Annotated in this window: 24 protein-coding genes and 1 pseudogene; 7 read left to right on the top strand and 18 right to left on the bottom strand. The window is 36.6% G+C overall.

Going from position 1 to position 26,628, the window contains the following annotated elements; translation table 11 throughout:
- Positions 1-28 precede the first annotated feature (28 nt).
- Positions 29-985 carry a hypothetical protein gene (locus tag F936_RS09735; protein ID WP_005047041.1) on the bottom strand — a complete coding sequence of 319 codons (957 nt, stop codon included), beginning with the start codon at positions 983-985 and terminating at the stop codon, positions 29-31.
- Between the two features lie 150 nt (positions 986-1,135).
- On the opposite strand from F936_RS09735, the gene F936_RS09730 reads away from it, so the two are divergent.
- Positions 1,136-1,690: a hypothetical protein gene (locus F936_RS09730; protein ID WP_005047040.1), complete on the top strand. Its 555-nt coding sequence runs from the start codon at positions 1,136-1,138 to the stop codon at positions 1,688-1,690.
- A gap of 619 nt (positions 1,691-2,309) precedes the next feature.
- Here F936_RS09730 and F936_RS09725 read toward each other — a convergent pair.
- From F936_RS09725 to F936_RS09695, 7 genes are all read right to left on the bottom strand, one after another.
- Positions 2,310-3,704, bottom strand: coding sequence for a methylenetetrahydrofolate reductase C-terminal domain-containing protein (locus tag F936_RS09725; protein WP_005047033.1), 1,395 nt, complete (start codon positions 3,702-3,704; stop codon positions 2,310-2,312).
- A 72-nt stretch (positions 3,705-3,776) separates the two neighbouring features.
- Positions 3,777-4,544 (bottom strand): ADPR responsive transcriptional repressor NtrR, encoded by a 768-nt coding sequence (gene ntrR / locus F936_RS09720; RefSeq protein WP_005047022.1) that lies wholly within the window; start codon positions 4,542-4,544, stop codon positions 3,777-3,779.
- A gap of 60 nt (positions 4,545-4,604) precedes the next feature.
- Complete coding sequence (locus F936_RS09715; protein WP_005047020.1) at positions 4,605-6,098, bottom strand: nicotinate phosphoribosyltransferase; 1,494 nt, start codon at positions 6,096-6,098, stop codon at positions 4,605-4,607.
- Between the two features lie 11 nt (positions 6,099-6,109).
- Positions 6,110-6,994 (bottom strand): phosphoribosyltransferase family protein, encoded by an 885-nt coding sequence (locus tag F936_RS09710; protein ID WP_005047018.1) that lies wholly within the window; start codon positions 6,992-6,994, stop codon positions 6,110-6,112.
- Between the two features lie 257 nt (positions 6,995-7,251).
- A complete protein-coding gene (locus tag F936_RS09705; RefSeq protein WP_005047016.1) occupies positions 7,252-8,127 on the bottom strand; it encodes a LysR family transcriptional regulator in 876 nt (291 codons plus the stop codon).
- Between the two features lie 104 nt (positions 8,128-8,231).
- A complete protein-coding gene (locus F936_RS09700; RefSeq protein ID WP_005040497.1) occupies positions 8,232-9,482 on the bottom strand; it encodes a cation:dicarboxylate symporter family transporter in 1,251 nt (416 codons plus the stop codon).
- 66 nt (positions 9,483-9,548) lie between these two features.
- Entirely contained in the window at positions 9,549-9,974 is a 426-nt protein-coding gene (locus F936_RS09695) for a VOC family protein (protein WP_003650523.1), read from the bottom strand.
- Between the two features lie 402 nt (positions 9,975-10,376).
- Between F936_RS09695 and F936_RS09690 the strand changes: the two genes are divergently transcribed.
- Positions 10,377-11,000: a LysE family translocator gene (locus tag F936_RS09690; RefSeq protein WP_017389661.1), complete on the top strand. Its 624-nt coding sequence runs from the start codon at positions 10,377-10,379 to the stop codon at positions 10,998-11,000.
- A 60-nt stretch (positions 11,001-11,060) separates the two neighbouring features.
- On the opposite strand, the gene F936_RS09685 is transcribed toward F936_RS09690, so the two are convergent.
- The 6 genes from F936_RS09685 to F936_RS09660 form a co-directional block, all read right to left on the bottom strand.
- Positions 11,061-11,636 carry a flavin reductase family protein gene (locus F936_RS09685; RefSeq protein ID WP_005047013.1) on the bottom strand — a complete coding sequence of 192 codons (576 nt, stop codon included), beginning with the start codon at positions 11,634-11,636 and terminating at the stop codon, positions 11,061-11,063.
- A gap of 14 nt (positions 11,637-11,650) precedes the next feature.
- Positions 11,651-12,796 (bottom strand): NADH-dependent flavin oxidoreductase, encoded by a 1,146-nt coding sequence (locus F936_RS09680; protein ID WP_005047011.1) that lies wholly within the window; start codon positions 12,794-12,796, stop codon positions 11,651-11,653.
- A gap of 71 nt (positions 12,797-12,867) precedes the next feature.
- The gene (locus tag F936_RS09675; protein ID WP_005047009.1) at positions 12,868-13,515 is read right to left on the bottom strand and encodes an SDR family oxidoreductase; all 648 of its coding nucleotides are present in this window, start codon (positions 13,513-13,515) and stop codon (positions 12,868-12,870) included.
- 106 nt (positions 13,516-13,621) lie between these two features.
- Positions 13,622-14,365, bottom strand: coding sequence for an SDR family oxidoreductase (locus tag F936_RS09670; RefSeq protein ID WP_005047008.1), 744 nt, complete (start codon positions 14,363-14,365; stop codon positions 13,622-13,624).
- A 15-nt stretch (positions 14,366-14,380) separates the two neighbouring features.
- Positions 14,381-14,764 carry a nuclear transport factor 2 family protein gene (locus tag F936_RS09665; RefSeq protein WP_005047006.1) on the bottom strand — a complete coding sequence of 128 codons (384 nt, stop codon included), beginning with the start codon at positions 14,762-14,764 and terminating at the stop codon, positions 14,381-14,383.
- Between the two features lie 183 nt (positions 14,765-14,947).
- Positions 14,948-15,964, bottom strand: a complete 1,017-nt coding sequence (locus tag F936_RS09660; RefSeq protein WP_016802293.1) for an aldo/keto reductase — start codon at positions 15,962-15,964, stop codon at positions 14,948-14,950.
- An 87-nt stretch (positions 15,965-16,051) separates the two neighbouring features.
- Here F936_RS09660 and F936_RS09655 point away from each other — a divergent pair, with 87 nt between their 5' ends.
- A complete protein-coding gene (locus F936_RS09655; protein ID WP_005046997.1) occupies positions 16,052-16,942 on the top strand; it encodes a LysR family transcriptional regulator in 891 nt (296 codons plus the stop codon).
- Positions 16,943-17,212: 270 nt separating this feature from the next.
- A pseudogene (locus F936_RS09650) lies at positions 17,213-17,476 on the top strand (helix-turn-helix domain-containing protein); the annotation flags it as partial.
- Here F936_RS09650 and F936_RS09645 read toward each other — a convergent pair.
- From F936_RS09645 to F936_RS09630, 4 genes are read right to left on the bottom strand one after another with little or no spacing between them, the layout of a single operon-like run.
- A complete protein-coding gene (locus tag F936_RS09645; protein ID WP_005046980.1) occupies positions 17,471-17,959 on the bottom strand; it encodes a GNAT family N-acetyltransferase in 489 nt (162 codons plus the stop codon). The pseudogene F936_RS09650 and the gene F936_RS09645 sit on opposite strands and share 6 nt — an antisense overlap.
- Positions 17,960-17,964: 5 nt before the next feature.
- On the bottom strand, positions 17,965-18,729 hold the full coding sequence (locus F936_RS09640; protein WP_005046977.1) for an ABC transporter ATP-binding protein: 765 nt from the start codon (positions 18,727-18,729) through the stop codon (positions 17,965-17,967).
- A complete protein-coding gene (locus tag F936_RS09635; protein ID WP_080595302.1) occupies positions 18,726-19,736 on the bottom strand; it encodes a FecCD family ABC transporter permease in 1,011 nt (336 codons plus the stop codon). The genes F936_RS09640 and F936_RS09635 overlap by 4 nt, the downstream gene beginning before the upstream one ends.
- Positions 19,737-19,738: 2 nt before the next feature.
- Complete coding sequence (locus F936_RS09630; protein ID WP_005046970.1) at positions 19,739-20,758, bottom strand: ABC transporter substrate-binding protein; 1,020 nt, start codon at positions 20,756-20,758, stop codon at positions 19,739-19,741.
- Between the two features lie 660 nt (positions 20,759-21,418).
- Here F936_RS09630 and F936_RS09625 point away from each other — a divergent pair.
- From F936_RS09625 to F936_RS09615, 3 genes are all read left to right on the top strand, one after another.
- Entirely contained in the window at positions 21,419-22,966 is a 1,548-nt protein-coding gene (locus F936_RS09625; RefSeq protein ID WP_005046968.1) for a tyrosinase family protein, read from the top strand.
- A gap of 43 nt (positions 22,967-23,009) precedes the next feature.
- A complete protein-coding gene (locus F936_RS09620) occupies positions 23,010-24,974 on the top strand; it encodes a multicopper oxidase family protein (RefSeq protein WP_005046967.1) in 1,965 nt (654 codons plus the stop codon).
- Between the two features lie 302 nt (positions 24,975-25,276).
- Positions 25,277-26,620: a PepSY-associated TM helix domain-containing protein gene (locus tag F936_RS09615; RefSeq protein WP_005046966.1), complete on the top strand. Its 1,344-nt coding sequence runs from the start codon at positions 25,277-25,279 to the stop codon at positions 26,618-26,620.
- Positions 26,621-26,628 lie beyond the last annotated feature (8 nt).

Below are 26,628 nucleotides of genomic sequence, written 5' to 3'. Positions count from 1 at the left end.
GCAAACAACAAAAAAGTGCCTCTTTATTTTACTCAGCCATTATTTTTTCCCACTTATAATTACAATATGAACAACGGCCTTCAAATACTTCAACCTCTGAGGGATGAATTTTATCATCGCACAGCTCACAAATTAAATTATTTTCGTAACCACATGCCACACAAACTCCCTCTTGATATAGAAAATACCCTCCGCATTCAGGGCAATTGCAGCTAATATCTTCTTCACCATTCATGATATCTCTAGTAGATAAACTAAACTCATTTTCAAATGCAACATTTACTAATTTTTCATAGTCAAATTCAGCATTACAAGATCTACATTGATAACGTGTTTCTTCTGCATAAGTATTATCTTTTAAAGGATTTAGAAAACCAGATCCACATTCAAAACAACTTGTATCAGTTAATACAGTGGGAATAGTAGGATGAAAATATTTGAGTGTTTGGAATTTAGCTACACATAGCTTCTTGTCTTGTTCATAAACTTCATCAATTTCTTTCATCACATTAAAAATTTCTTCACCCAGTAAATCTCTTGGATCTCCATTTAGATATTCTGAAATAAAGTTCACAATAACTAAAAAAGAATCAGAAATCATCTGTTGTACAGCAGATGATGAATTAGTTGTATAGTAGTGTTCAATATCATTTCTATATTTCTGAATTTTCTTTAATCGTGTCCAATCTACTTTTATACCAAGTCCTTTAAAACGATCTTCTATACCCTGAACATCTACTGTTTTATTACCTTCTCCAACCCAACTAATTTCACCAGTTCTCTGGCTGGGTATAACCTTTTGCTTAATCAGTACTTCATCAGAATTTTCTGGGCTTAATTCACTAAGCTTATGTTTAAAAAGTAAAAGTATTCCTGCAAATATATTGCGTGTACATGAAATCAAACGTCTAGAATCATGAACAGCTTCTTCATAATCTTCAATACCAAGTGCTATTGAATCAATTGCATTTTGAAGAATTGTCATATCCCCTCCAAATTTTAATTTTTAATTATTGATATTAACAATAATTATTTAGCTATTTAGAAAAGAAATTTAAACAATTTAATCGATTTCATGATTTCTTACTAAAACTTCATTAGAATAAAATAAATATCAATAGCTTAGTCTTTCAAAATGAATTTAGAAAAAAGATTGGAAATCTATAAAGCTGAATATTATTTTCAAATAGATTTTAAAGAAAAATTATATGCCCGAATGGCAATTTATGCAGTTTTGATAACTGGATGTATTACCGCAAATATCACAATGTTTGACACTCTAATTCTTAATTCTGAAATGCTCCTTACGTTCTTTGTTTTTTTATGGGAAGTAATGATAGTGTTATTGATTTTTACTTTGTATGGATTTTACTGCCTCTCACACATCAAGTTAGATAGTTGGACAAATACCTCAAGTGATATGGAAAACTATAGAAATGTACTAGAGAATCATTATATACAACATAGTCAAAGCACAATTCAAGATCCAAATTTTGAAACTGAAAAACAAGAATATGTAAATGATCAATACACACTTTATCTTGTAGAGCAGTATTCTCAATGTTCTACTGTTATTCGCGATAATAATATTTATAGACAGCGTTGGTTATTAAAAATTATGTCGTGTACCTATGCACTATTAATTCTTACAGGTATATTGGGTTGTATCTATCTAATAGTTAAAATTTAGAGAATGATATGACTAGATCAACGAATATCCCACCTCCACCTCCGCCTCCAGCTACAACAAATATACGTGGTGGAAATATTATCCCTCAACGACCACCTGCTCCACCAAATCCTCAAATCAAAAAGTAGCCAAAGCCCTCCCTAGAGGGCTTTCACGCAAATACCTACACTTAAATTGTTATTGATCGAATGAGTTATGCATCCAGAAAATAGGATACACAGCAAAACCAGAACCTTTATAGTGAAACGCTATTAGTAATCCAACCAAAAAACAATTGCTCTTGGAGATAATTACATTCGCAGATTTCGATGTAGCATTGCTTTTTATTACTAACCGTTTTGCCTGAGGTGATCTTGGAACTCTTGGTCGTGTATTTTGTCGTAATTAACAGGGTCGTAAACGCATCCAGTTAAAACAACAATTACAGTAAGTACAGCAACCAACTTTTTCATTGAGACAGCCTTTCTTTTAACGCAAAAGATTTGCTTTAAGTATACTCCTAGGTGATCACTTTGATTGGACATAATTAAGACAACTAGTTGTTATTTTTAAATTATTGCCGTGCTTTAGCATATCAATTAATTTTGAAATAAAATCAAATCAAGGGGTAATACAAATCTTAAGCCTCAGTCGCTAAATACCAATTTTTCCAAGAACTCGTGCCACGTACTTCAAGAGGTACGGTTGGAATGAGTTTCTCTTTTAATACCTCAGTTTGTTCAACCGCTTTTGCAAGTCTTGCTTTGATTGAATGAATACACTCACGGTCACCAAATTCACAGCGGTCTAAAGTTGTTCCACCACAAGGCCCGTTGGCTAAACCTTTTGGGCACGTTTCAGGGCAAATATATAAAGTGTCACCCAAACGACACTGACCACAGCTTTCGCAGCCCACTAGGCTATGTTTACTCAGCACTTCTGTTTTAAGTAATACTTTGGCGACTAAAGCATTTTCCCAAAAAGATGCTTTAAAAATAAAGCGTCCAACGCCTTTAGCAATTTTTGATTCAAACAGTGCCTCATGCATCACATGTAGTTGGCGATATTTAATTAATTGTTTAGATGATGGCTGGCGAGAAAAACTAGCAATTTCAGGCGCAAACTCTTTGCCTGTAGTGACTTGCCAAAGTGAATTCCAAATCTCTTCTAAGGCGTCAAGCTTCAGATGTCTGTATTGCTCAATATAACTTTCAAGCAGCATTTGCTCTTCAGGCTTATGGCAGGCAGATAAATGAATCCCTGCAAACCCTAAGTGTTTACATATCAAAATCTGTAAAGCACAGCGCAAATAAACACGGTCTGTATGCCCTGCCTGTTTTTCATCTGCCAAGACTTTTAGCATGTGCGCAGTAATCACAATACCTGCCACTTTATGCTTCACCATAAAATTGGCACGACCTAAAGTCAGAGGCATCACACAAGCCAGTATTTGCTGTGAATAAGCATGCTTCGTTAAAAATGATTTGGCTTGCTTTAAGGCTTCAATGTCATAGCCCAATTGGGTAATGATAAAGTCAGCACCTGCTTTAATCTTCTTATGCAGTTTTAAATACTGGGCATCACGCTCAGCTTCGACATATTTAAATGAATTAAAAGCAACCCCAATGCGAAAACTGCCATGTTGCTTGGCAGCCATTACGGCATTTACAGACTCAAGGTATCGACTACGAGGCTGCCCATCTCGCCCATTATGATGCTCTTTAAGTTTATCGCCTGTAAGCAATAACAAGTTTTGAATATTGGCTGCTTTAGCTTGCTCTAAAAAATGCTCAAAGTCTTGTATGTCTCGGGCCTTACCAGAAAAGTGTAAGACTTTATCAATTGAGTCAGGGTAACTTTTGCTCGCTTCAAGCGGCGCAATATCATGATCTGAATGTACGCGATCTGCCAATGTCATTGCAGCAGGATATCCTGCAAACTCATGTTTAACAGGATAAATTTCATGCAGTGAAGTGAGATATTCCACCAACACAAAAAACTGGTTTTGTTGGAAGCAGGAAGAAGCGTGTGACATAGGCAAAGTGCTGATCAAAACATGACATTAATCATAAGCGCGGCATTATAAATCAAAGTGCATCAAGATGCGCTAGTCAGAAAGCTCATTGTTTTGCTTATCTTCACCCTCTTTATTTCTTGGTAATTCGAGTGAACGAGGAAATATAAAATCAAAAGAATCGAGTGCATAGCGGTAAAGCTGAGCTGGTCGTTTTCCCACAATTTTACTGTGGTTGGTTTCTTCAACTGCGCCAGCTTCTATCATACGGCGTCTAAACGCTTTTTTATCTAAAGATTGCCCAAGAATAATTTCATAAATGGTTTGTAGCTCAGTCAGTGTAAACAACTCGGGCATCAGACTGGCTGGCAATGCGGTATAGCGGGTTTTATTAGTTAAACGCTCCAATGCCAAGTTAAGCAATTCATTATGATCAAACGCCAAAGCGAAATCTTGTGCTCTTGCTACAGGCACCCATTCGCTGTATTCAGCCAACGCCTGATGTTGGTAGGCATTAAAATCGATTAAAGCAAAATACAAAATGGTCACAGCCCAACCACGCGGGTCACGTTTGGCATTACCGACAGAGGCAACTTGTTCCAAGTAAGGTGAAGCAATCCCTGTTTTTTCGACCAGCTTACGATAGGCCGTTGCCATCAAGTCTTGATCATGGGTTAAATCGGCAAAACCACCCGGTAAAGCCCATTGATCTTTGGCTGGAAAATTTGGTCGCTTAATGAGTAATACCTGTAACTGACCATTAAATACCGAGAAAATAGCCATATCGACGGTGAGTAAAGGTGCGTCATAATCTCGGCGATCATAACTGGCAAGGAATTCTTGTTCAGTTTGAATAGTCACGTTCAGCCTCTCAATAAAAACGATGAGCCGATACCCATGTAACGACTCATCTAAACTCAGTTATGCGATGGATAAACGATCACGAATTTGATCCAACGTACACTCACACTGGAGTTTACCATTTTCAAAGACTGTTTTTAGTGCTCCGCCTTGTTCTTGTTCTGCTGTTTGCTCATCAAACAAGATAAAACCAGTTTCATTTTCTTCGATGCGTAATAGACCTTTCGCAGATTTTTTTACGCCAGAGTCAGTAATCGGGTCTTTAAACAGCTCTCGACCTACGCCATTCACTTGTCCCCAAGTCGCTTTCACAGCAAACCCAAAGGTATCGCGAGTTAAGTAATTATAAGTAAAGCTGCCTATACCAAACACCAAGTTGTTTGATGCAAAACCTTTGGCTTCAAGTCCTTCCAAAATGCGCTGCGCACGGTCTAGTGTAATCGAGTCACCATAAATTAAACCAACACGTTCATTCAGTACGTTATAGCCTTGGTCAGTTGTTGTACCGCCAAACACTTCCCATAAACATTCAACCGCGCCTTTATACGCTGGGCTGCCGACTTCGGCATCTGGATCACCACAAATAATTTTGACAGGGTCGCCAGAGTCTGGACGGAAAACCAATTTAGCCAAGCCTAAAGCATTAGGTTGTCTTGCCAGAATTTCAGGTTTTAAAGCCACCGTAAATTCTGTAATGACTCGCCAAAAATCCCAAGTATCAGATACAACACTGACAACACCAGACGGATAAAGCTCACAGATTAAACGCTTAAATGTGTCTAGCTCACTGTCTTCTGTGCCCATACACATCACACTGTGTTCGGTCGCTGGCACAGATACTCCAATCACACCTGTGGCATTGTAATATTCCTCTGCGTAGTCAATTGAAGCAACCGAGTCTGTTCCAATAAAACTGGTTAAATGACCGACACCTGATTGCGCCGCATCATAAATTCCGCTCATGCCACGGCTACTAAAATCGTGTCCTTGCACAGGTACAAAATCGAGAGGTGCGCCAGTTTTTACGGCATATTGCGTTAATAAGCGTTTGTACTCGTAGGCAATCGTTGAGGTAGTACAGCTTTTCCAAAGCTCAGCACTTAACACAGTTTCAATATAGTTGGTTAACCAAAAGAAACGTGGGTCGGTATTAACTACAGTGAGCACAGGTACACGCATATTGACGCGGCTACCTTCTGGCAATGCTTTAATACGTAATGGTAAATAACCCAAGTCGTGTAATGCTTCAATATGATCAACCGGTACTGCGCCTTCACCTAATGAACTATCCATACGGCGTTTATAAGCAGCTACCACTTTGTCTTTAGGTTGCTTGAAAAAACCTTCATTCCACGTATCGATTAAAAAGTGTTTGATAAAACCCTGAAGACCAAAGAACACAACTTTATCGTCAAAATCAGGCAGCATTTTTGCGAGTCGAGATGAACGCGGTGTAAAGTTTGCGTACACGTACTCTGTACCTACTGGATACTGACGTCTGTGATCAGCTTTATAAAAATCGATAGCGTTTAATGGATTAAGTTTAATAGTCATCTTTATTCTCTTTATTTTGCTACAAAAGCAATTACTGAAATTTTGTCTGTTGGCTGTTGTGGAAAGCTGTCCGAGGTAAACAGTTGGTCAAGCAGTCCATCAAAAACCTCTAATCCTTTACTAAAAATACCGTGGGTCACATATAGAACGACCTTATGGCAATTGAGGTGACGGAGTTCTTTGGCAATACCAATAAATGTTGCACCACCATCGCAAATGTCATCGGTAATGACCGCTGTTAGGCCAGATAAATCAGTCGCATGTACATGTGTACCTAAAATTTTGCCAGTCACTGGATCACGTTTTTTATCACACTGAACAATAGTGATTGGTTGTTTACGCTCAAGATTAAAAGCGTCTGCAACCATTTGTGTACGTGCTTTCGCCCCTTTGTCTGGGCAAATCAGTATTGTTTTTTCATCTTTTAACAATGCACTCAGCACTTCACTCTTTGCGATGATGTCGACTGAACTGACATTTACAACTTCACTAAAAGAAGTATTGGCAGCGAGTAATGCTGTTGTTACTTTACTATGGCAATCCCAAACAGTTACTTTGCCTTGTTTGCCGGCTTTTTTGTCCGCATTGATGTTAAGTAGCTTCGTCATCACATCGAGTGAGAATGCTTGGCCTACTGCACAAATACGGTCCTGACGTGCGTATGGAAAATACGGAATTTCTAGGTCAACGGTTAAACCCTGATTCAGCAATATATTTTCAAGTAGTAAATAGTCCATCACATCGTGGCTTGTGGTCATTTGTGCACGAACCAATACTGTGCCAGATAGTAAACCTAAGGTTGTCTCATCAATTTGAACATGACGCTCTCCACCAGAAAACTGCGTGAATTTCACTGGAATTTCATTTCTTGCCGCATCTAAAAGCTGGATAGCCATATCATCCTCTTTTTGTCTGATGACCTTCGATGAATATATAGTGGCATAAAGCCACTATATATTTCAAGTCTAATTTTCAAACTTTTTCCAAAGCCCGCTGAATGACATTTGATGTGAGATTTTTGACACATATTTCGAGATTGTTACAATCTATATCTATTAAGTTTACGCAATAAAAAATCCGACTTAATGTCGGATGTTTGTCTTTTCCTATCAATAGCACATATCCTTTGTTGTTGAGAAATGAATGTACTTAATTACTTTTCACGAATAGCCACACCTTCGACTATTTTTGAAACAATACTTGATATAATTGAATTTTCAGTATTTTTTTTATGAATAATAATAATTTCTCGATAAAGATCTGGTTGTTTTAAATCAATTATATTGATATTTTTTTCTTTCAATTTATTCATTCCAATATCTGGAATTAAAGCTACGCCTAAGTTTTTTTCTACCATTCTAATAATTGCTTCAATTTCATCTACTTCAATAATGTCATTCGTTTTGATTTGATTTCTATTTAAATAGTTTGCTACAACCTTCCCCCCAAATGAGGAATAGTCATAACGTATAAACGGATTATTTTTTAAAATTTCAACAGGGTGTTTTTCGTGAATATCAATTGGGGTAATAAGAAGAATAGGCTCTTTTTTTAAAGTATAATGGCAATAATCATCGGAAACTTCAAAATTAGGCTTAATGATAATCGCTAGATCTATCTCATTTTTTCCAAGCTGATGGAACAAATTAAATGAGACACCTGGTATAAGTTTAATTTTTGCTTTAGGAAAGTATTTGAATAGTTCTTCAAGTATTTCTGGCAAAATATTGGATTGAATTGAAGCAATTGCCCCTATCCTAATCTCACCAGTGAAATCTGCCATACATTCAGGTTGTTTCATCTTCTCGACAAGATCAAAAACTTGTTCAGCTAACGCAAGTACGCGTAAACCCTCACTATTAAATTGAACAGTTTTTCCGTTTCTTTCAAAGAGCTTAATCCCCAAATAAGATTCTAAAGATTTGATTTGTGCACTGACAGCTGCTTGTGTAAGCCCTACATTATGGCCTGTAGCACTAAATGAACCATATTTTTTGATTGCTATAAGGGTTTTGAGCTCATGAAACATACTATCTGCATTCCATTAAATGATAAAACCAATCCTTGCAGAAATTATACACTTCTTAAATTTATATAGATAAGTATCTCTTAGTGCGATACTTATCTTTGGTTTTAATTTTCAGGTACAGTATTAAAAGACTCTAATCGCTTCGTCTTCCACTTTGCTACAACTAGTGGTGCAATAGCATTTCCAAGAACATTTAATGTTGTAGTACCACTTTCAATAATTCTAAAAATACCAGCAATTAACGCAACACCTTCTAATGGTAAACCAGCTGTTGCTAAGGTCGCAGATAAAATCAAAATTGCAAAACCAGGAACTCCTGCTGCCCCTTTAGATGTTAAGACCATAGTCACGACCAATAATGCTTGTTGAGAGATAGTCAAATCTATTCCATATAATTGAGCGACGAAAATTGTAGCCACACCTAGGAAAATTGATGCTCCATCTAAATTAAATGCATATCCCATAGGTACTACAAAACTTACAATACGGCGTGGAACACCATAGTTTTCGAGTTTCTGCATTAATTGCGGCATGACAGCAGCAGACGCACCAGTTGAGAAAGCTAGAATGAGTTCATCTTTAAAATATTTAATAAGGTGAAATAAGTTTTCTCTTATATACAAACACACAGCACCTAGAACAAAAATAGCAAATAAAGCTAAGGCTAGATAAACGACTCCAATTAATTTCAATAATGGTAATAAAGAACTGAAGCCAAAAGTCGCAACTGTCGCGCCGATCATACCAAACACACCAATCGGTGCATAAGCCATGACTAAACTTACAAGCTTGAACAATGCATCAGATATTCCCTGTAAAACTCTTATTACAGGTTGGCTTTTTTCTTCAGGAATTTTGTTTAATGCTAAACCAAAAAGAATCGCAAAAAATAGAATTGATAGTAGTTTGCCTTCATATAGGGCTACCACAATGTTTTCCGGCACGATATTTTTTATAATCTGTAGAGCGCCTTTGTTCGTATCCGTATGTAGTACTACAGCTGAGTGTGCCATCCCAGATATATCTGTTCCAACCCCAGGTTGAAAAAAATTGGCCAATAATAAACCCCAAACAATCGCAAGGCTTGTTATTGTAAAGAAATAAAGGAGAGAACCCGCACCCATTTTTCCAAAAGACTTATTATCGCCTCCTCCTGCGATGCCTAAGATCATGCAACACAATACAATAGGTACAACGACCATTTTCATCATATTAATAAAAATATCGCCTAACGGTTTTAATATTTCAGTGCTTACCCAAACTTGATGAGTTGGATTTACATTAAAATACCACCCGACTAAAATACCTAAAAGAAGACCAATTAATATTTGCCATACCAAAGAAATACTTTTCATAAATCATCCTTGTTTCTACATGTCCTCAAAAAAGGGATACAAATAATATTCGTATCCCTCATTACTTTATTTTGCAAAAAGCTGAGTCATATCTTTAAATGCTTTAAATTCAAGCGCATTACCACACGGATCAAATAAAAACATAGTTCCTTGTTCGCCAACTTTACCTTTGAAACGTACATAGGGTTCAATCACAAACTTTGTACCTAACGACTTTAATCTTTCAGCTAAAGTTTCCCAATCTTCCCAACTTAGAATGATTCCGAAATGCGGAGCAGGTACATCATGACCATCCACAGAATTAGAAACAACTTTTTCTTGATAATCCATTTTAGGATGCTCATGAATAACTAATTGATGTCCGAAGAAATTAAAATCAACCCAGTGATCACTAGATCTTCCTTCTTCTAAACCAAAGACTTCACCATAAAAATTTCTTGCAGCGGGCAAATCATAAACTGGGATAGCTAAATGGAATGGTGCTAAACTCATAGGAACCTCTATTAAATTGACTTTTGTCTTAAATAAAAATTTAAAATAGAAAGGTTTTCCGAGTTAAAAATCTAAAACTTTAGATTCTGTCTTTACTCGTATAATCCTTTATACCTGAATAGGAATTTAAGATAATAAGAATCTTTTTGATCTTATTTACTCACATCCTTTAAACAAATTAATGCTATATAAAAAAAAGCGTATTTAGAAACAAAAATATTTTTTCAAATTAACAAATTATTCCTATATACAACATAAGTCATTGTAATAAAACAAATTAAATAAACACTAATGATTATCAAAATCATATATGCATATAATATTTTTTTATCCATTTAATAAAAAAATATTGTTTATTATATTTTTATTTAAAAGCTATAATTTAAAATTTAATGAACCACTATGACCTTATATACTTGGCTCTTGTTTCTATCCACTATTTCTGTCCTATCAGCAATACCAGGTCCTAACATGGTATTCGTATTGAATACGAAAATTAATCAGACATTAAAGGAAACTTTAATATCAACTGCAGGATGTTTACTAGGAGTATTAATATCAATTACAGCATGTTGCCTTACACTCTTATTTTTAAGTAATTTACAAAATATATTTATAAAATTAATTAATGTATTTGGAATTATCTATCTGTTTTTAATTGGAATAAAACTTTTAAATCACAACTCGAAAAAATTAAATAATGACAAAATATCCTCATTTAAAACGCATGGTAATTTCTTTATTAACGGTTTTTTTATAGCTATTTGCAATCCTAAAACAATACTTTTTATTATTTCATTTTTCCCTCAATTTATTAATCGTAATTCACCTCTGCTCTCTCAGTATTCAATACTGATTTTTACTTTTGTTATTTGTGAATTTTCTTGGATGCTAATCTACATTTGGGGAGGTGAAAAAATTAAAGTGCTAATAAAAAAACCAAAATTCTTTTATTTATTTAACAAAATAATTGGTGCTTTCTTTATTTTATTTTCAATATCTCTCATATCCCTAAACTTAACATGATTAAAATATTTACTGTATTGGTTCATTGAAAATCCCCAATACAGTAAAATTAAAGCTAGACTAAGGTCCTTCATTTACCTTAAGTCCTTGGCCTATAACATAAAATTGTCCACCAGCAATATAATGTAAAGTTTTCAATTCTGTCGGTACATCATCAAATTGCCAGTGACCATCTTTAAAGACACGATCATCAGCCCAAGCACTAACAACCTCTCCAATGAAAAGATCATGAGCTTCTTGATTGTGTGACTCTGGAATTAGTTTACAGAGTAGCCAAGCTACACACCCTTCGACTAAAGGAGTTTGAAAACCATCTTGATAAAATAGTCTTACACCAAATTCATTCAATTTATTTGGGTGGTCTTTTAGACTTTCACTTCCAACATCTACAACCATTTGAACTTGCTGTACAACAGGAACTTGTAAAGCAAACCATCCACTTTGTTCAACTAAAGAACGTGTAAAAGCCATTTTATCTAGAACAACAGTGACTTTCGCTGGAGAAAACTCCAAAGCACAAGCCCATGAAGCAGCCATCACATTTTCAGTACTTTGATGTTTTGCAGACACCAATACAGTTGGTCCATGGTTCAATAAGCGATATGCTTTTTCTAAAGGTACAGATTGAATTGCCATATTATGCTCAATATTTAAATATCAACTGTTTTCCACTCAGAGTCATCTTTAAGTGGAGGTAAATAGGATAAACGGCTCATATTTTGTTGCCACAGATTATTAGGAATACGATAACGATCTGCTTTATGAGGATCTATTGCTAAAACAATTTCGCTCTCGCGTCCATTCGCAATTAATGTTGCAAGATCAGGATTCATCATTACTGCTTTACCAACTGCAATAAATTCAGCCCATTTAGTTTCATATGCATCTAATATCTGATCTGCACTAAATAAACTTCCGACACCAATTAATGGAAGCTTACCTGCAATTCTCTCATGTAGAAGTTGCATACGAGTTAAGCTTACATCTGCCCCCCTACGTGCTTTTTTATAAAAATCCCAAAGAGATACGTGTAAATATTGAATTGGCTTTTCTACTAAGGCGTCAATTAGAGCAAATGTATCTGCCATTGTTAAACCTTGCTCTCCTGGTTCTTCTGGTGAAAACCGATACCCAATTATGAAATCATTAAATCCATGTTTCATTTTGACAGCATGTACAGCATCTACAATCGACAATGAAAAACGCATACGTTTTTCAATACTGCCACCCCATTCGTCTGTGCGACGGTTTGATTGTGCTGAGTTAAATTGTTGAATTAAATACCCATTTGCACCATGAATCTCAACACCATCGAAACCCACTTGAATAGCTAAATCAGCAGCATTTGCAAATGCTTCGATTAAATTATTGATTTCAGAATCTGTGAGTTCACGTGATCCAGATTGTAGATCTTCTGATGGAGCAACCATTTCTGCACCATTCAACAATTCATTAATGCTGAGCTTACCTCCATGATGGATTTGTAAAATTGCTTTTGCACCTTGAGATTTAATCAAATTAGCAACTGCTTTTAAACTAGGTAAATCTTTATCGCTAATGGCCTCAGGCTGACCTACAAATGCTTTACCCTCAGGTGAAACTAAGGTCGCTGCACTAATGAATAAGCCAAAGTTTTCTGCACGTCCTTGAATAAAAGCACGCTCTTCTTGGCTCAGACTTCCGTCATCATTAGAAGCAAAATGTGTCATTGGAGCAACGACTAATCTATTTTTAATCGTTACCCCATTATTTAAAGTATAGGGTTGGAATAAGGGAGAGTATTTCGGATTCATCATATTCATCTTCAATTTAAAAAATCTTTGAACTTCATCTTTGCTTTAAAAGCATTAAACAGAAACGTAAAACTTTACGAGGAGACTTGATTGAGCGCATCTATAATTGGAATGTCACCATCAGCCATCGTAATTACCTGACCAATCGTATTTGGAGCACTTAAAATACCTGCAAGTGTTTCAACGACATTATCAATACTGTTACTAAGAGGCTCAGAGACATTAATTTTGATTCGGCCACTACCTAATTTTTCTTGCAATGCACCCGGTTGAAGGATAGTAAAATCCAAATTACTTTGATGAACTAACCAATGATCTGCGAAAAATTTTGCAATATTATAATCAGTGATATTCTCTAAGAATGACTCACCCCAGCGTTCTGGTTGTAGTGCAAAAACTGAGCTCAACATTATAAATCGACGAATACCCACAGCTTTCGCAGCTTGCATCACTTTCACTGCACCAAAAGCATCAACTTGAAGAAGATTTTTTCCTCTAGAGCCTGCAGTGAAGTAAATTACATCTATATTTACAGATTCAAAACGTTGAATGATTTTTTGCAAATCAGCTAGCAAATCCAATTCAAAAAATTGAATAGAAGGATTCGTAAAACTCAATGAATCTTTGCGAGCTCCCGCATAAACAGAATGCCCCATTTCTGCCAATGTATTGACCAAATGAGAACCCACTCTTCCATTTGCACCAACAACAAGAATATTCATAGATACACCTTCATGATAAAGTGATTAATATCCAACCCTGAGTAAAAAGCATCGCTTCTCCACCTCACATCTTGTAAGAATAGGAAAAGCGAAAGATAAATAGTGGTTACCAATTTTGACGCGTTGGAGAAATGATTAAATCATTCACAGTGACATTTTCAGGTTGATTAAGTGCATAGACTACAGCACGTGCTACATCATCTGGATCTATAGCAATTTTGTTGAGCTCTTGTGCTGCCTTACGACCTTCAGGATCAGTGACTTTGTCTGCCCAGCCTGTATTAATAACACCAGGACTAACTGTATTAACTCGGATACCATGGTTAACACCCAAATCTTTACGCATTGACTCAGTCATCGCTTGTACAAAAAACTTTGTTGCACAATAGATCCCCGCTGCTGGATCTACTTGATGCCCAGCAACTGAATCCATATTCAAGATTTGTCCAGACTTTTGCTCAAGCATAATTGGTAATACGCCTGCTATTGCATTCAAATAGCCTTTGATATTGGTATTAATCATTTTGTTCCAATCATCAATTGCTAAATCGCTCCAATATGAAAAAAGCATAAGTCCAGCATTGTTAATTAGAATATCAACAGAGCCGTAAGTATCTTTAGCAAATTGAGCAAGCTTTTTAACGTCATCAAGGTTGGTAACATCTGCTACAAAGCCTGTGATTTGATCACCATGCTTTGTTACTTCATTAACTAGTTCATTAAGACGTTCTTGATTTCTTGCAACCGCTATAACTTTAGCTCCTTCAGCCGCCAACATTTTGGCAGAAGCTTTGCCAATACCTGAAGAGGCTCCAGTAATAATGATTACTTTGCTTTCTAAATAATTCATGCCCCACTCCAAATATTAATTGGTTGAATGGGTATGATAAATTTTACTAATAACAGTCCACTTACCTTCTACTTTCAATAAGTTAAAGAAGTCTGTAAAGCAAAATCCTGAAATATCATTAGTATCAATACGTGCACTTGCAGCAGTTCCAACGATATCAATATTTACGATCACACCTTGCGCATTTGGTGATGGGCTAAAATCACGATCAATAACATCGAATAACCCTTGGATGGGACCACCAATAAGCTTATTGTCAGCATCTACACCAAAGATAGTTGCGTGCTCACTGAAAGCAGGTTTCATAATGCTGCTATCAGCTTGTTTTCCACCTTCATTATATTTATTTAATACTTCAACAATTGCATTGTATTCAGTTACATAAGTTGGTTTAGACATCTTGGATTTCCTACTTCAGTATGATAATTCAGTCGTGGACAACAGCATTCGGCTTTAGAAGAGAATGTGTGCTCAGCTGTTATGAAAATAGTAGTGCAACCATAGAAATAAATATAATTATAGAATTATATAAACTGTATTAATCAAATTAATATCTAATACTATTGCTAGGTAATTTACTTCTCAATCTGAAACTGGCAATGGGACAGAAGTACTGATGATATTTTTGTATTTCAGTTCATTCCAAAACTCGTAGGGAACTTGCTGTGTATAAGAACTAACATTCTGCATGACTTCATTTTCACTTTTAGCCCCGAAAACTAACGAAGTGATCGCGGGATGACTTGCTGTAAATTGTAAAGCTGCTGTTGGGAGAGAAACATTATATTTCAAACATATAGATTCAATTTCTTTAACTTTTAATAAAATATCTATTGGTACTTTTCCATAATTATATCGGGCTTGCTCTATAGTGCCTGAGGCAAGAATTCCGGAATTAAAGATTCCCGCAGCAAAAACAGCTATATTAGATTCTGATAGTTTTTCTAAATCTTTATAAGAATGTTTATGATCTAACAAAGTGTATTGACCGGCAATCAAGGCGCAGTCGATTTCAAATTCTTTTGCTACTTTTAAGACAATTTCAGTTTCATTCACACCTAATCCAATTGCGGATACATCTCTGCTCTTACGCAGTTCATCTAAAGCCCTGAAGCCACTTTCACAAAATTGCTTCCAATATTGATGAGCCCTCTCTCCATGCCATATACTGCCAAGATCATGTACCAATAATAAATCTATATGATCTAATCCAGTTCTTTTTAGACTATCCTCAAAAGAGGACATCACGCCATCATAAGTGTAATCATATTTATAACCAGAATTTTTTAAATACCACAATGGATCTTTACAATATCCCCCCCGCGTATTTAAAACACGTCCAACTTTGGTACTGACAAGGACATTATTTCTGATCTCTAACTCACGTAGAATAGTACTTAATGTATATTCAGCACGTCCAAATCCATACATCGGTGCGCTATCAAAGTATCGAACACCCTCATAATATGCGGCATTTATAATTTCTTTTGCTTGATCAAAGCTGATCCTACTGTCATAACCAATCTGAACTGTACCTAATGCAAGTTTACTCATAGGTAATGAGCATTCACCTATAAATTTTGATGGTGTTTTTATCATAGTACTAGCGCTTTTAGATAAGGGCTTTGCATATTAGGAAATGCTTTGTTATAAATATAATTATCAAACTATATACTTACTATAAATATGGTTAATATCAATAATCTCGATTTAAATTTACTTAAAGCACTAGATGCATTACTAGATGAAAAGAATGTTACACGTGCAGCTGATAAGTTAGCTTTAACACAACCTGCTGTTAGTAGCATGCTTAACCGGCTAAGAGATCGTTTTGATGATCCATTATTTGTTCGAGCATCATATGGTATGGTTCCAACAGATAGAGCTCTTGCTTTAGCGGAACCTTTAAAGAAAATATTAAGTGAAATTGAGCAATTAATACAACCGCCTATCTTTAATCCAGCGGAACTAGAAACAACTTTCAGAATTGCTGCGACTGATAACGGTATGCATTGTGTAGGTGTACCTTTTACATTAGCTTTAAATAAGATTGCACCGAAAGTCAAAATAGCTCTGATGTCTATTCATGGTCGGAATGTCGAAGCTATGCTGATGAATGGAGAACTTGATCTTATTATAGTGGGTGAACCAACAGTTCCCTTGAACCTTCGTTCACGGATAATCCATAAAGAAAACTATGTTTGTATGATGCGAGAAAATCATCCATTAGCTAATCAAGAGCTTGATATAGATACATTTTGCTCTCTCAATCATGTATTAGTCTCTTACGATGGAGGTGGTTTCGCTGGAGCTACAGATGTTGCATTGGAGAAAATTGGGAAAAAGAGAAATGTTGTAATGTCTATTACAAGCTTTTTATTGTTACCAGAAATTCTTAAAAATAGTGATTGGATTGCTGTTGCTCCACATCATTTATTAGAGAAAGATTCAGGTATTATTTCCAAAAAACCACCTATTGAAGTTGGTGGTTATAATAAATTAATGGCATGGCATGAACGCACACACCATGATTCTATACAACGCTGGTTTAGAGATTTTCTTTTGGAAACCTGCTAGATAGAATAAAATATCCATTACATAGAATATTACTATTAGATTAATAGTTATGCCTTAAAATATTTTTTAAATCTTTTAAGGCTGCTGCAGCTGCCACCTGTGGTGAAAATGCGTATAAATTTTTTATTAATTCACCTAATAATTTACCATTCGTAAAGCCTTACATCACAGCATCTTTGTGAAATGCCTTTGCAATGTCGTCGGTGCTATCAATGCGAAGACCATCGACATATTTTTGCTCAACACCAATCACAACAGTGCAATCACTGGTGGGGACATGATCACAATAAAAGTGAACGGACTTTTCATCGCTGGTTTAAGTCTGAAACGGGCATGTCATTTCAGGCATGGCGTAATCGAGTCTGCATCATCTATGCTTTAAATGCCTTGAAAAATAATATCTCGATTACTGAAATTGCATTTAGTTTGGGCTATGAACACTCGGCTGCTTTTACAGCAATGTTCAGTAAAATTATGGGCTATCCGCCTACCCACTTTCTAAAAAGATTTCATACTCAGAATGAAACGCTATAAAGATTTACTCATGTGAATGGTGTCATACGTCTCGATCCATTCTCGATTAATGACTTCAAAGCCTTGTAGAGTCCAAAACTCTTCAGCCGCTGGCAAAAATGGATGAGTGTGCAAATACAAAGTGGCAATTCCATTCTTTTTTGCATGGCTAAACAACATGTTGCATAGCTGAGTTGCAATGCCATTACGGCGGTATTCAGGCAATACAAACAACTTGACGACCTCAACCGTATTTGGTGGCAAATTTAAATCAAAACGATGGTCATACGCCCGATATGCAATGGTGCCAATAATACGGTTTTTATCTTTTACCGTAATGAAGCAGCCCAATGAGTCATTGACATAATATTGCCCAAAATTTTTTAAATCTTTGGGAACTTGCCCATGATAGATTTCTGGGAATAAAAGCTGTCTTGTATAAAGTGCAAACTCTACCGCAGATGCATAGTCTGATTTGTCGGCTAGCTGATAGTGAAGTGTCATATTTTTTACAGCCAAGAATGATCAGGGATAACAATGGTTTTGTCTTGAATCATGGCTTCATGGAACTCGACATCATAGACACTTTTTAAAAACTTCGGATCGGTGATTCGAGTTTTTGACTCAGGCTTAACTACCTCATGTTCGCGCATGAAAAACAAATGATCTGCAAATAAAAAAGCCAAGTTTGGATCATGCATAATCGCAATCACCGTAAAATTTTGCCGCGACAACTGACGCAATTTTTTCATTAAATAAGATTGATAATAAACATCAAGATGATTGGTTGGCTCATCGAGCAAAATGACTTTTGGTGCTTGTACTAAAATACGCGCAATCATGACCAATTGCCTTTCACCACCAGATAGCTCCGTATAAGGACGATCACGTAAATGCTCAATGTCTAAATCAAGCAAAGCTTGGTCAACACGTTCCCAATCTGATTTTGAAGGTCTATATCTGCTAAAAGCAGCACGTCCCGTAATCACCACATCTTTAACCAAAAATGGAAATACGGTTTTGTGAAATTGCGGTAAAAAGCCAAGTAATGCAGCCCGATCTTTACCTTTAAAGTCCGATAATGGCTTTTCTGAGTAACGGATCAATCCATCTTTTACGGGTTCTAAGCCAGCCATCAACTTAAAAAGTGTCGATTTCCCACAACCATTGCGCCCTAAAATGACTGAAAACTGATTTTCAGGAAACTCCAGATGAATATTTTTAAGGACCTGTTTGTGCCCATAGGCATAATTTAACTGATCAATTTGAATCATGCCCAATGAGTCCTCTGTGTTTTCATTAATAATAAGAAAAATGGCGCACCAAGTAACATGGTAAAAATACCAATCGGTATTTCAAAAGTAAGTAAAACCCGAGAAAAGTTATCAATCATGAGTAGAAAACTACCACCCAACACCATATTGGCAGGAATACTGTAGCGGTGATCTGGCCCAACCAACATTCTCACAATATGCGGCATAAATAGCCCATACAGACTAATAATACCCGCCGCAGCCACAGAAGTTGATGTACAAACAGTCACCAGAGCAATTAAAAGAAGCTGTTCCCACCTTGGGTTAACACCTACAGCCTGTGCCTCTTCAGCACCCAGTGCCATTAAATTTAGGCGCCAACGCATAGCAAATAATCCGGCAAGACCAATGCTAATCGGTAGCACGGCGTATTGAACCTTTTGCCAAGAAGCTTGATGCAAGTTGCCCATGGTCCATTGCACAATGGCTTGCAGTTTAAATGGATCACTTAAGTATTGAATAACTGTAAGTCCTGCCAAAAACAGCCCCGAAACAATCATGCCCGATAAAATCACCATCACTAAAGACGTCTGGCTTTCATGTTTTTGATGTGCAAATAAATACGTTAAGGCAACGGCGCAAACACCAAAAATAAAGGCTGATAGATTTGGCGAAAGCCAACTTAAAGAAAGTGCCAAAGCTGCACCGAATGCCGCACCAGATGAAATACCTAGTACATAAGAGTCAACTAAGGGGTTACGAAACAATGCCTGTAAGCCATTACCGGCTGTTGCTAATGCAGCCCCCACCATAAAGGTCAGTAAAATTCTGGGTAGTCTGACACTCACAAGAATATTTTGCATTAGTCTAAATTGTTCAGCATCAAAATATGGTGTACCAAAGACTGCTTGCACACCCCACCGAAAATAGTCCCATGCATTCAATGTCTGAGTTGGCCCAATGAGCAGCGAGATAAAAATCATCACGACGGGTAACGGGTAAAACCAATAATATTTCAGCTTTTCCATATTCATTGCACCAACGCTTTTGCAAGGCGCTCACCATACAACTTAGTTAAAATACGCTGTTGTAAAGCACTTACAGGTAAATCGGACTGTTCAGGATAAATACTGTGATTCAAATAAATCGCCGTAATAATAATTTTGATGGTATGCGGGTTATATATAAATGCGGGACTCAAATTAAAGACCTTCCGGTTTTGTACGGCGCTTAAACCTTGTAATTCTTTTCGTTCATAAATCAGTTTTGGGTTGGTATTCCAAAGCACAATATTGTCAGGGTTCCACTCAATTAATGTCTCGGGGTTCACATTGGGTTGATTTGCATCGGTCTGAACAATATTGAAAGCACCCGCCAGCTCAATAAAGTCATTGGTAATAGACTTGCGACCAGAGGTAGAAAAAATCCGCCCTCCTGACCATGCATAATAAATCGATTGCTTATTTGGCTGACGTGCTGTTTTTGCTGCGACTTCTGCCACAACTTCATCAGAAAAGCTTAAAATTTCGTGAGCACGCTTTTGAGCACCACTAAGCACAGCGATTTCAGAAAGTTCTTCTTTCACTTGCTGGTAAGTGCCGGACTCCATCACATATACAGCAATGCCAAACTGCCTTAACAGTTCAATTGTTTGGGTTTGTCCGCTCCCCAAAATCACCAGATCTGGTTTTAACAGCACAAGACTTTCAATATTGGTGGCATTTGCCCCTTGCGAAGGTGTAGCAAGCTCTCTATTGGCAATCCGTTGATCTATTTTTGAATAGGCATTAAATAATAATGGTTGAATGTATACTTCGGCCGGTATGCCAATTACTTTATGACCTTGCCCCAGCATATATAGGCCATCTAAGCCCGACTCAAACAAAGACACAATTCTTTGGGCTGATTTATCTACACAGACTCTCGTATTTGTACTATCAAACACACATATCGAATGGGCTGCTAACTTTTCTTGTGTTTTTCGCTTTTGTTCAGATGAAGAACATCCACATAGAATGAGTAAAGTGAGTATTGAAAGCAATAACTTCATTACAGCACCCAACGCACAAATACAGTGCAAAATAAAAAGACGCGTCTATTTGGTGCATTTTTCATGTGAAAAACACACTATAAGTGATCAAGAATATTTGAAGCATAAGTAATACGGCTGTCAAATCAAGTGTTGTGCTGAAGATAAGAGTAATTAAGCAATAAAAATGCCAGAATTACAAAATAAACTTAATAATCATGTAATTGTGATCTATCTTTTTAAAACTCAAAGGATGAATAATCATTTCCAAAATATTTAGAATTTGCTTTACAACTATTCAACTGAAATCACTTATTTTTTAATATTTAAAGTTAATCAAATATTTTCAGCTTTAATATTTAAAAAATTTAATTCAGAAAAAATAATGAGACTTCATAAGCGTAAAATTAAAAAAACAAAACATATTAAACAAAAATATAATTAATTTTATTTTAACTATCTTTTAAATTTCAATAAAAATAAAATATCAAATAATTAAGTTTTTCTAAAAAATTACAGGATTTAAAATTAAATTTTTTCATTATTAATATTAAACATAAAACTTTAATAAAAACTATTTTATATGCTAGATTAGGTTAAGAATTATCCAAACCAAGGGTAAATTCATACATTACAAATAATCAAATATAAGAACATTAAACATGGCAAGGATTTAAAAACATGAAGAGAAATTATTATATTTTAGGTACTCTATTATTTAGCATGAGCTTAACAACTCATGCTGACTCACTACGAATGAGTGCGACGGAGTTTGCAAAAGATCCAGCCAAAGTAAGTGCATTACAAAAAGGGTTGGAAAAAATGCGAGCAAATAATAATGCTCCCCCCTTATCACCGGAGTTTCGTACAAGCTTTAATTACTGGGCCAATACACATGGCTATTTTGGCACAGGTACACATGCAACAGACAAAGATTATTATGTTAATCAATACCGTATGCCACAGTGCTTACAGATATATAGTAAAGCAGTATGTGACAGTTACTATAAGCATATTCAAAATTCACCAGTCCCAAATGATGGCTTTACTGATGAAGTCTGGGGTACATGTCAACATGGCAATCTAAATTTCTTACCTTGGCACCGTATGATGCTCTATTTTTATGAGCGAACAGTACGTAAATATGTTGGGCAAGATTATTCACTTCCTTATTGGGACTATTACCAAGAAAAAGCTGCTAATGGTCAAGGTTTAGCACTGCCTAAATTGGTCCGCGGTAAACAGGCTGGTACTTTATATGATCAGTTCCGTACCCCAGGTTTAAATACAAATATCAGTGCCATAGATCCAGATAATGCCAGCGCGGCTCAAGCATTTAAATGGGATAACTTCCAAGATTTCTCTAACCAGTTACAATCTCAACCTCATGGTGTAATGCACTGTGCTGTAGGTAAAAACTGTGTATTACCTGATATGGGCTTTGTGCCGATTGCAGGCTTAGACCCCGTATTTTATATGCACCATGCAAATATCGACCGCTTGTGGCAATGCTGGCTAAATAAAAAAGCGAATGGGCAACCGATTACACTTGAATGGGCCAAGAAAAATTTAGGTATGCCCGATAGTTGGTATGACACTCGATATACATTTGCAGATGAAAACGGCAACAAAGTCACCATGACCATTGCTGACGTATTCACCCCTGGTAAAATTCCAGTGCGATATACCAATGAAAATGCTTGTAAAGTTGAAGCAACTGTTATGAGTAGTCAAAGTGCAGGAAAAGCAAACTTATTTAAAATGAATCATAAGCCAGTGAGCAGTAATAAAAGCATTAAACTTATGGGTATAACCCAAAAAGTAGCCTTAGCCCCTCAAACTACGACTTTCTTAAAAAACTCTAGTCAACTTTCTCAAACAACGCTCTCATCGGGACAAACCTATTTAATTTTAGATAATGTTCAAATGATTGGTAATCCAAATCTAACCTATAAGATTTATCTATCTCCAAAAAATAAACCTGACCAAAAAATTTATGTTGCCACAATTAACTACTTCGGTGTGTTAGATCATGACCACGGCGGGCACCCAGGTCATATTGGTCAATTGGTTTATCAAGTTAGTGATCAGGTTAAGCAATTAGGCATGCCTGCTGAAGACTTAGAAGTTCAGTTTGTTGCTACTGATTTAACGCTTGATCAAGTTAAAGAAAAAGTAAGCTCTCAAGGCTTGAGTATTTCTCAGGTTCGCTTAGAAACTTCAAAATAATAATTTAAGGGAGAGGCCTGATTTTTTCAGGCCTATATTCATTATGAAAATAGCTCATTTAATATTATGCACGCCTCTAACTTTGCTTAGTTGGTCTGCATCAGCAAATGATTCTGCTGAACGTGTATTAGAAGACCCACCTCATATGGCTGTTGCGCGTAATCATGTCGCATTACTTGCTGCACCGAATCCTACAGAGTCATTAACAAATGCACCGCAAATGCAATCTTCAAATGAAGCATTGTTTACTTGGGAAGTTAAAAAAACGAGGAACAGACTTTGGAACCCAGCGACAAATCGTTATGACGAAGTCCTTTTACGTAGTTATCAAGGTACAAATACGCAGCCCAATACGCCTTATATTGCTCCGAAGATTGAAGTATTTCCCGGAGAAACTGTACGGGCAAATTTAGATAATCAACTTGATATAGACCCGATTACTCACAAAAAATTTCCTAAAGATCCAAGTTGTACTGGCGATCATTTTGATGTGAATAAACCGCATTGTTTTGATGGCACCAACATGCACACTCACGGTTTATGGATTAACCCAGCAGGAAATAGTGATAACGTTTTAATTTCGATTAATCCGGGTGTTAATTTTCAATATGAATACAACATTCCACCCGATCATCCAGCCGGAACATTTTGGTACCATCCACATCGACATGGTTCAACTGCTATCCAAGTTGCAAGTGGCATGGCGGGTGCGTTAATTATTCGCGGATATCGCCAGCCTACCCCAAATAAGTCAGGTGATTTAGATTTACTCACTTATGGTTTCAAAGAAAGAACTCTGGTTTTTCAGCAAATCCAATATGCTTGCTACGATGCTAACGGAAAAATCGAAACCGATCAAAATGGCAACTATATTTGCCAAAACAATCAAATTGGTGAAATTAGAGATTATCAAGGTTTTGGCCCTGGCGATTGGGGGAAATCAGGACGATATACGAGCATCAATGGAGAAGTTCAACCCTTCATCACTCAAGCGGTTGCAGGACAAGTTGAGCGTTGGCGAATGGTACATGCAGGTGTCCGCGACAGTATCAACCTGAGCGTTCGTCAAATGCAAAATATTCCATCCAAACTCAATTTGACACCAATGGGTGAAAAGAAATTATTAAGTGAAAGTTGTACAGGACCTATTGTAAGTCAACACATCATCGCAGCCGACGGTCTAACCCTCAAACAAGTTATGGACAAAACAGTTACCGTCTTTCAACCGGGTTATCGTTACGATGCATTAATTCAATTCCCTCAAGAAGGTCGTTATTGTTTAATTGATGAAGCGGCTTCGGCTTCTGCTAACGTGGATCGTACATTTTCACAGAAGCACTTACTCGGTATAGTTCAAGTCAATAAAGCCAGCTCTGATACGCAGTCTTTAACAACGGCTTTAAGCAATAATGCATACCGAAATATTGCCCCAGATATGCGTCCCGCAGTTCTTCAAGATTTACAACAAAATCTAAAGCTCAGCCACTTTGTTCCTCATCAGGACCTACCAGCAACATCGAACAGACAATTTTTAGAATTTAATATTGATACATCTGTTAGCCCAACTCAGTTTCAGGTGAATGGAAAACCATACAAACCAGACCGAATTGACCGTACGCTCGAGTTAGGTAAAACTGATGAATGGATACTCACTTCTAAATTAGCCAGCCACCCTTTTCATATTCATGTAAACCCATTTCAAGTGGTGGCAGTATATGACCCTAACGGTAAAGATGTAAGCGGTATAAATGCCGTTGATGACTATGACAAAACGGCTGCTCCCGACCCACAATATCGTGGGCTAAAAGGTACATGGAAAGATACAATCTGGGTTAAAAACGCACAAGGAACCAGTTATAAAGTCATTGTTCGAACCAAGTACCAACGCTACATCGGTGACTTTGTATTGCACTGCCATATTTTGGATCATGAAGATCAAGGCATGATGCAAAATATTCGAATTAGTCTTCCTGATGGGAATGGTGGCGTTTCACAAGGCCATCACTAGTTTTGGACTGCAATAAAACTTTATTCTAAAAAAACCGCTTATTTTAATATAAGCGGTTTTTTTCAATACTAATAAAGAAGCAAAACAGTTTGAATTATAAGTTGTAGAGTTATCAAATAAGGTCTTAAATAGTAATTAAAAAAAGGCATAAAATTTACCAAGCAATAAAAACTGCTTAATTGTTAGGCCAATTTATCTACATAAGAGCTAATTAAATAATTTAATAGCAGTTACAGCTCAATCAACATTAAGAGAAATAAGTCGTTATAATCCGCCCAACACCTGATAGACATTATCTTCTGATGCTGACCCATTCATCCTTCTGGCGTAGTCTTTATCGTTTAATTCATATTTATGCTGGTATTTTCATTGCACCATTTATATTGGTCGCTGCATTCACCGGCTTACTCTATGCAATTACACCTCAACTTGAACAAGCAATTTATAAAGATGTTCTATACGTTGAGCCATTGAACCAAGCGCAATATAAGCTCAGTCAGCAAATTGAAGCCGCAAAGCAAGTAATGCCCAAGTCTGCACAGGTAATTGAAGTTAGACCAGCCCCAAGCACTGATCAAACAACTCGTGTCATTTTCTCAGACCCGATCCATCATTTTACAAGTGAAGCTGTTTTCATTGATCCCTTTACGCTTAAAGCCAAAGGCCACCTAGCTGTCTATGGGACCAGTGGAGTTCTACCGTTTCGAACTACTCTCGACCAATTACATAGCAACTTATTACTTGGAAAATGGGGTCGCTTTTACAGTGAACTGGCAGCAAGTTGGTTAGCCATTTTGACTTTAACTGGACTGTATAATTGGTGGAAACGTCGTCAAAATCTAAAAATCAGGCAAACACAAAAAAATAAATTATTGAGATGGCATAGCACGCTTGGTTTAATTTTATTTCCGCTCTTATTATTCATTGCAATTACGGGTCTTACATGGTCCGAGTGGGCTGGAGACAATATTCGGGTTGCTCGCCAATGGCTCAACTGGCAAACCCCAACATTAGCAACTTCTCTTCAAACAGATAATTTACCTACAGTGATGCATCATGAACATCACGAGATGCCACACAGTGAAAATCTTAATTTAAATATTGTGTCAGGTGAGTACGATACCGCTCTTTCAATAGCTAGAGCACATGGCATTGAGGCGGCACAAATACAAATCAAACCACCCACTAGTGGAAATCAAGCTTGGACAGTGGCCGAAATTCAACGTAAATGGCCAACTCAAGCAGATAGCATCGCAATTGATATGGAACAACATAAAGTCATCGATCAAATTGCTTTTAAAGACTACTCACTGGTGGCAAAACTCACTCGTTGGGGAGTTGATGCTCATATTGGTATGTTATTTGGTTGGATAAATCAGTTGGTTCTCGCACTTTATGCGCTTACGCTTTGTATCATGATTATTTATGCATATAAGGCTGTGTTTAAAAACTCAAATTTAAAACTCATGACAACCCACTTTCTTGGGCAAAGCTTATTTATTTGGAAGCGTGCAACTGGCCCACAAAAATTATCGTTAATATCGGTGAGTCTAGTGTTAGGGCTAAGCTTACCTGTTTTTGGTTTTAGCATATTATTTACGCTATTCATCCTTGCAATGCGAAAATACATTCCTTCTAAACCATAAATCTTTAT

Source organism: Acinetobacter calcoaceticus DSM 30006 = CIP 81.8 (assembly GCF_000368965.1).
GTDB lineage: Bacteria > Pseudomonadota > Gammaproteobacteria > Pseudomonadales > Moraxellaceae > Acinetobacter > Acinetobacter calcoaceticus.
The sequence above is the reverse complement of the archived record's forward strand: the minus strand, read 5'-3'. Positions and strand labels throughout refer to the sequence as shown.